A 6,743-nucleotide genomic window follows, 5' to 3' on the forward strand; every position below is an offset into this window, starting at 1 on the left:
CGTGGTCTCGATACCAGCGTTTACGTCGTTCAGAATCTCCTGCGGTGTCTTCTTAGTCCAATTCGTAGACCCAGAAGCACCTTCAGCAGCAGCCGAAGCAGCGACATTCGGGTTATTGACAAGGCCCGTAGTGCCGAATTGCTCATATCCCATATAAACCAGTTGGTCAATGGACTTATTCCAATTCAGTCGGATGCCCTTGTCCAAGATATCGTTTAGGGACCGTCCGATGCCCTCCAACTTCTTTTGATCCACAAACGGAACCTTAAGGATGTTGGAGAAGGTGAAGACCTGCCATACTTGCTTGGCGAGGTTTGCTTGGATGATCGGAATGTCATTGGTCTGGCCGCCGACCACACCGTAATTCTCACCGCCTGTGGTCTGATAATCCACGCCATAATGCGTCGTGAATTCGACCCATCCGCCACCCGTGCGAACCGGGATATCGCGCGTCCAGGTAACACTCTGAAGTGGTTCCATCACGCGTGGATCGCGTTTCTCCAACTCGGCATTCAGGAATGCCAGGCCTGTACCAATTGCCGCCGCGTCCATCGTCATTGATGCGCCGCCGAGCCCCGGCACGGTATAACTCTTTTCGGGTAATTTGATTGCTTGTGCCATTCGTTCCATTACCTCCTATTAGGCCGTTGGGCGGCTCAAGATAGTGAGTTCTGCTGTGTTACTTGAATCAAGTGCACCTGTCTTCCATACAACGCCGGTTAACTCTACCGCCGTTGAACCAGTGCCAGCAGGAGTTGCCGTTGCGACGAAGTTACCAACCTCGCTGACTGCACCATCACCAGCAACGGTTACGATGTATACGGGCGCCCCAGCTTGTGGCGTGCCTTCCGTACAGGTAACAGTGCAAGAACCGCGCTGGAGCACATCACATGGATGACCCGGTGCGTAGGAACCAGTCGTATACGAGTTCAAATAGTTGGTGCCTTGGACGACTTCACGGACAGCAATGCCAGCAAAATCCGCAGCAGTACTCGATGCTCCGAATGCCGAGTATGTGTTGTCGCTGTTCAGCACAACCGGCGCGCCGAACTCAATCGGAGTAGTGTCAGTAGACCTCACAGGTCGGTTCTCGATGATGGCGTCTGCCAATCGGGAAACAGTACCTGGGTAACCGAGGTTCAGCGTTTTGCCGATGACGAAAAATCCACTGTTAGCCATGTATTCAGTCCTCCTTAAATGCGGTTTTTATAGTGAGGGTTGTTTGCCTTCATCCACTGCTTACCTAGTTCAGAGATGTCTGTGACCTTGTTGTCCTGAGCTTTCTTAGGCTTGGTCATTTTTTGATAGGTATTGGATGGTTTAGTTGGACGACCCTTAACCGCTTTGAGAGCAGCGTCGACCATCATCTTTTTCTCGGCAGGATCCTTCAACTTAGCAATGGCCTTTTTCATGTCCTTGAGATAGGCAACGGCCATGGCGCTATCGGCAGCCTTAAATCCGCTTTGTGGACGATCTTCAGGATCGGTTACTGGGCCTTCTTCATCCTGTGACTCGATGGTTTGTGACTCTTCGTCTTCGTCGACTGTAGTTTCTGGGTCTTCCATTTGCGCAATGGCATCGTCGAGTGCTTTCTCCGGGTCCTCATCTTCATTCTTTGGCGCCAAAGCCTTTTGCACCAACTCGGTTAAAGCGGACACCTGCTTTTTCAACTCTTCGAGGTCTGTCTGATCCTCAGCGTCGTCACCGGTTGGCTGATTATTCTTCTGTTCCTCTGTCGGGGTGTCGTCGCCGCCATGGAGTTCCTCTGCAACCACATCCATGGCATCCGCAATCTCTTCAGGATCGGCATCGTTCACGAAACTTTTCCATCCCGCACCCATTAGTACTCGTGAAGCGTGCAATGGCTTACGGAGTGCTTTTTTCAAACTCATTCCTGAATCCCTCACTTTCTGTTGTTCCCGTTCGTCGGGAGTGACGATCTTGCCATCTTTCAGCGCGTACCCATCGCCCAATGCGTGCACAATACGCCGCCCAATGATTGACCACTCTTCATTCGTATATTCACCTTTAGTGCGTTCGCCGGGGCGGTTATAGTAAACAACGGCAGCCTCTTTGTGCTCGCCGGTTAGTGGGTACTTAAAGTTGACGGGGTCTGCATACTTTTCGCGGTCACGTGGATAACCTTCAGGAGGCGAACGGTGGCCATCCTTTTTCACCGCGATTCCATACTTCTTGGATGCCTCTTCCGCTTCGTTGTTGGCATCTCGCGCAGGGCGTCTATCGTTGATTCTCACGCGGTCTCCAGCACGCCCTGCGTCCACAAGCGCAACGTGATTGCCACGGATATTCCGTTGCGTATAAGTGCCATCGTCGTTTGGCTCGTAGTCACATTCGTAACCAGCGCTGATCTCTCGTTTGCCGTTTACAATGCCATTGATGATCTGTTCATCGTTTGCGACAATGTCGGCCAACAATAGGTCATCGTCTTGGCCCTTACCACGCCGGATGTTTGTCGCATGTCCCTTCGCATATTGCGAAAAGTTCGATGGGTCGACACCTTCCGGAGGATGGTCGTTCGTGAGCGGTTTACCTTCAAACGAGGCCATCGCTTTGTCATCGAATACCTCATCTTCAGGGCGATAAACCTGGATCACACCGTCGCCGTCCAAACCAAGTTCCTGCGGCAAATACTCATACCAACCTGTCCGCGCAATAGGGACGTTGTGACACACGAGGAATCCCTCTCGGGTACGCGTGATATTGGGTGAGATTCGCGAACCAAAGTATGCCTTCATGTATTTTTCTCACCCCCTCTCAAGGCATAAAAAATAGCCCCGTAGGGCTTCATGGGGCGTCCCTCATATCATCAGGGCTAGTTACAATCGTGGGGTTGCGTCTGCGCCGCCTGTCAATGGCATCACCCCCTAAACAACCTGGGCTTGAGTTTTTGGCAACAGTCGCTCGAATTGCTTTCGAGACAACTCCTCAATGGAACCATGGAGATACACCTTTGCCGGCCACTCAATGAAATCCAAGTCAATCAGCGGTTCAGCGTAGCACCGACAGTTCCAGATGCATCCCGCATGATATGTACCAACAGACGCTTCTTTATGGAGTTCTTCGGGGCTAGGAGGGGCATCCCAAGGAATAAGCACCTTGTTCATGATCTTGTGGCTGTCACGAACCCTGTCGTCCATGCTTGTTCGCCACCGATACCACTGAATACCCATCATCTCGCTTCGTGACTGCGTCAGTGCCGTGGCCGTCTTCGCGGTCTCTGTACGAGCGATGAGGTTCGCTTTGACGTCTGTCATGTGCGGGAACAATTGCTGTAGGTTCTTGGCGATGTCTGTATGCCTGAGGCCTTGCATCGACTGAGACATGATATGCTCTGTCATCTGCCGAGCTATATCTGCTGGCACATCCTTGATATACTGCGCATTACGCTGGATTTGAGCGGCCAGGACGCCGCCGAGCGGGCCATTCATCTCTTCCATCAACGCTTGGTATATCAGCGCGCCTTTGCTATTCACCTTAGCCGCTTGGCGCCATGTTCGTCCGGCATCCGTGAATAGGTGGGTGACCATCTTCATGGCTGTGGCCTCAGCATATTGTTGGAACCAAGGATCGTTGGTGGCGTTGTAGAGACGGTTAATGATCTCGTTTGGATCGTCTAAACCAGTCAGTAAACTTGAAAGTTTTCGCATCGCCTGTCGGATTGCGTTGCGGTATTCCTGTTCGATTCGTCTCTTGGGTTCCCATAGGATTGATCGACGAGAAGGCATCTGGCGGTATCACCTCGCCTTGTGATGTAGAATCATCGGCATTCTCAATATCCTCATCTGTGATGTTGGTGAACATGCCCGTTGACTCGGACATCTGTTGGAGTTCTTTCATGCCGGACTTCTGAGATATCAGGCCTGCGTTGTACAAAGCGATGATTGCGTTCGTCTTCTTTTCGACCAAATCCGCTACCTCTTGGTCATCGGGTTGGTTGATGGGCTCGAAGTCGTAATCGAGGTCGTCAGGCACGTGCCCCAACTCGCTCATACATATAACCGGCAGTATCTTGTCGAGCACCGGCGCGAGAACGGCCTCCTGCGCCTGCATGACGGTCTCATAGTAGTTCTGCATGTCGCTCTCGCCAGTCGCGTTCATACCGGCAGGAGAGCGCCCGAACAGCTTTGTAACAGGTATCTTCGTGGCGCCTGACAAATCCATCATGAAACTTTGATAGATGTCGTTGATTCCGGCGAAACTATACTGAAACTGCTGGAACTCATCTTTATCGCCGAGGATCTGCATACTCGCATTGCTCATTAGCCAGTTCTGCGACTCATAAACGTTATACAAGTCGTTCTGAGCACTTGTATCCATGAGCGACATCACGGCATCAATCCCATTCACTTTCATGAAACGGAGATTCGCCATGAATGTAAGCTGCAGGATGTTTGATGAGACGTTATCGCGCTTTTTCAGTTCATCAAAAACAATCTCAACTTCAGATGCGCCCCAGTAAACCTCAGCCATTTTCTCCCAATAGGGAAGTTCGCGACCAACGAAGCGGATCACGCGCGTATAGTGCACTCTCTGCGTACTGCCGTCGTCAAATGTAACTTCATAGTACTTCGGCAGACCGAATTCGACGCTGTTCAGGTCATCTACTAGTTCCTCTGATGGATAACACCCTGTCCATCGGTCGATAACGAACAGATTCTTGAACGTCCCTGGCATGACGTCATCGAGATTCAGCGGTTCTTCGAGCATGTCTTCATGACCTTCGATAAGCATGACGCCAAGCGCGCCACCGTATAATCGGCCCCATTTAAGCCCATGCAAGATATGCTGTTTGAACCGTCGTTTTGTCCAAACGCGATTAATCTTGTCGATGTCCTCCGGCGGTAACTCACTTCGAATCTTGATCCAGTTACGCGTCATATCCTCGGGGATTGTATCGACAACATTGCGGATGACCCAATGGTTACGATAGAGGCTATTCAGAAGCTGGTAGTTGTTTGTCAGGCGGGTGAGTGGATACTCGGTACCTTCCGATATGTTCGGTGTCCCATATCCCTGACGCGCCATCGGGTTACTGAAAGAGTCACGCGTCACCATCCGGCGTAATATTTCAAGCGTTGCAGGATCGTTTGTTAGTCCTTCTGGTGTCGTATAACCCTTTGGTGGAGGGCTCGTCCGTTTGCGCTGCCTACGTGCCTTTGACAAAGCCAAACCTCCTTTCTATGCGGCATGTAATCGACGCGGCGGAATAATCGTCTTAACTAGATAGCGGCATGCATCCATCGCATGGTCAGACTGTTTTACAGGCTTCTCTTCACCGCGTTTGACAGCCTTGTCATCCCAAACATATGCAGCGCGCTCCATCAAGAAGTTAGGGCAGTTCTTACGATGCACACGCAGCTTGCGTAGGTAAATCATTGTGGACATGGCGCGGATGCCCTCTATGACGTCGTTGTCGGCGTCCTTGGTATGTAATCCGCGTTTGCGTAAAGTAGTCTTAAAACTCGCTGCAGATGGGTCGATAATGACGTATCGAGGTTTGGGGCCATCAGCAATGAACTTCTCAAGGTCATCCGCGTACTCGCTGTCCTCTTTCTGACGTCCTCGCGCGCGCCCGTCGTAGTAATACTCATTCATGATCCAGAGCGTATCTCCGTCGTCGTAGCAGTCGAGGAATACCATCGGGTTCTGCGTCCCGTAATCGATGGTGATATATCGTTTTCCAATGACCTTGAGTGCTGGATGGATATCATCGTCATCGAATGTGTTCAGTTCGTCGTCCCACATGTCATAGATGGCGCCTTCCGCAACTACCCAAAGACCTAGGATGTAGCGTTGATAGAACACCCCTGTGTAGAGGCTCTTGAACCGCGCTTTGGTTCTTTCGGTGAGACTCAGGTTGTCGTCCATCGTGAAGTGAAGGTGCAACGCGTTCTTTTCCTTCAGCTTCTCGAGCCACCCGACCTTGAACCAATGAAACGGCCCTGCCGGGTTACAGTTAAACCAGAACTTCGCGCCGTCAACCGAACACCGCGCTGTGGCCTGATTAACGAATGACTCAGGCATCAGCGCAACCTCGTCGAAAAACATGCCAGCCAGCGTGATACCTTGGATGAGGTCTTGGCTTCGCTCGTCGCGGCCGCCGAACAGGTAAAACTCGTTCAAGCGGCCATTACGCCCGATGGTGATGCTGTTGCTTGTCAGGTGTTCATCGACCATGTACCCGCGAGACTTGAGCATACGCTTGAGTGGGATAATCACGTTCCGGCGCAATGCGGATATTGTCTTCCCAGCCATACCGAGGTTTTGACCATCAAACGTCTCCATGGCCCACATCACGTATGACAGAGACATTGCTACCGTCTTGCCTGCACGAACAGAACCATCACATATGATGGCATCCATATCGTGGTATGGGCTCTCGCGCATCCACCAAGTGAGGACTTGCTTCTGCTTGCGACTGAACGGCTGGAATTTGAATGCAGCAGGCTTAACTTTCTTCGGCGCCGTCGCTGTCACCATCATTCCACACCTCACTTGCTTCTGCGTGCAATGCGTCCATAAATCCGTCATCTTCTTGTTCTTCGCCGCCCGGGTTCTTCACGCGCTCAATTTCTATGTTCTTGAGTTCGATGTCCTTCTGCATCTGTTGCAATCTCAGACGCCGCAAATCAGACTCATCGGCAAGTTCAAGAAACGTCTTAATACTTGACCGTAACTCCGACATCGCACGCGCTTGCGCAGACAAGAAGTTCGCTTGTTTT

The 6,743-nt window shown here is 51.5% G+C and carries 6 protein-coding genes and 1 pseudogene; all 7 read right to left on the reverse strand.

Features of this window, described 5'->3' with window-relative positions:
- The coding region (locus J3482_RS19140) for a major capsid family protein (RefSeq protein ID WP_206922950.1) at nucleotides 1-621 on the reverse strand (621 nt) is incomplete at its 3' end.
- A gap of 18 nt (nucleotides 622-639) precedes the next feature.
- A complete protein-coding gene (locus tag J3482_RS19145) occupies nucleotides 640-1,179 on the reverse strand; it encodes a structural cement protein Gp24 (protein ID WP_206922951.1) in 540 nt (179 codons plus the stop codon).
- A gap of 14 nt (nucleotides 1,180-1,193) precedes the next feature.
- Nucleotides 1,194-2,756, reverse strand: a complete 1,563-nt coding sequence (locus J3482_RS19150) for a DUF2213 domain-containing protein (RefSeq protein ID WP_206922952.1) — start codon at nucleotides 2,754-2,756, stop codon at nucleotides 1,194-1,196.
- 129 nt (nucleotides 2,757-2,885) lie between these two features.
- On the reverse strand, nucleotides 2,886-3,554 hold the full coding sequence (locus tag J3482_RS19155; protein ID WP_206922953.1) for a phage head morphogenesis protein: 669 nt from the start codon (nucleotides 3,552-3,554) through the stop codon (nucleotides 2,886-2,888).
- Nucleotides 3,555-3,612: 58 nt separating this feature from the next.
- A complete protein-coding gene (locus tag J3482_RS19160) occupies nucleotides 3,613-5,184 on the reverse strand; it encodes a phage portal protein (RefSeq protein ID WP_206922954.1) in 1,572 nt (523 codons plus the stop codon).
- A 15-nt stretch (nucleotides 5,185-5,199) separates the two neighbouring features.
- Complete coding sequence (locus J3482_RS19165; protein WP_206922955.1) at nucleotides 5,200-6,501, reverse strand: PBSX family phage terminase large subunit; 1,302 nt, start codon at nucleotides 6,499-6,501, stop codon at nucleotides 5,200-5,202.
- Nucleotides 6,470-6,743 (reverse strand): annotated as a pseudogene (locus J3482_RS19170) (hypothetical protein); the annotation flags it as partial. The pseudogene J3482_RS19170 and the gene J3482_RS19165, both read right to left, overlap by 32 nt.

The organism is Alicyclobacillus suci, from assembly GCF_017329615.1.
GTDB classification, from domain to species: domain Bacteria; phylum Bacillota; class Bacilli; order Alicyclobacillales; family Alicyclobacillaceae; genus Alicyclobacillus; species Alicyclobacillus suci.

Bases quoted from the DNA above. Each gene is read 5' to 3' on its own strand.
- J3482_RS19145 (WP_206922951.1), bottom strand. From the start codon at position 1,179: ATGGCTAACAGTGGATTTTTCGTCATCGGCAAAACGCTGAACCTCGGT.
- J3482_RS19150 (WP_206922952.1), bottom strand. From the start codon at position 2,756: ATGAAGGCATACTTTGGTTCGCGAATCTCACCCAATATCACGCGTACC.
- J3482_RS19155 (WP_206922953.1), bottom strand. From the start codon at position 3,554: ATGAAGATGGTCACCCACCTATTCACGGATGCCGGACGAACATGGCGC.
- J3482_RS19165 (WP_206922955.1), bottom strand. From the start codon at position 6,501: ATGGTGACAGCGACGGCGCCGAAGAAAGTTAAGCCTGCTGCATTCAAA.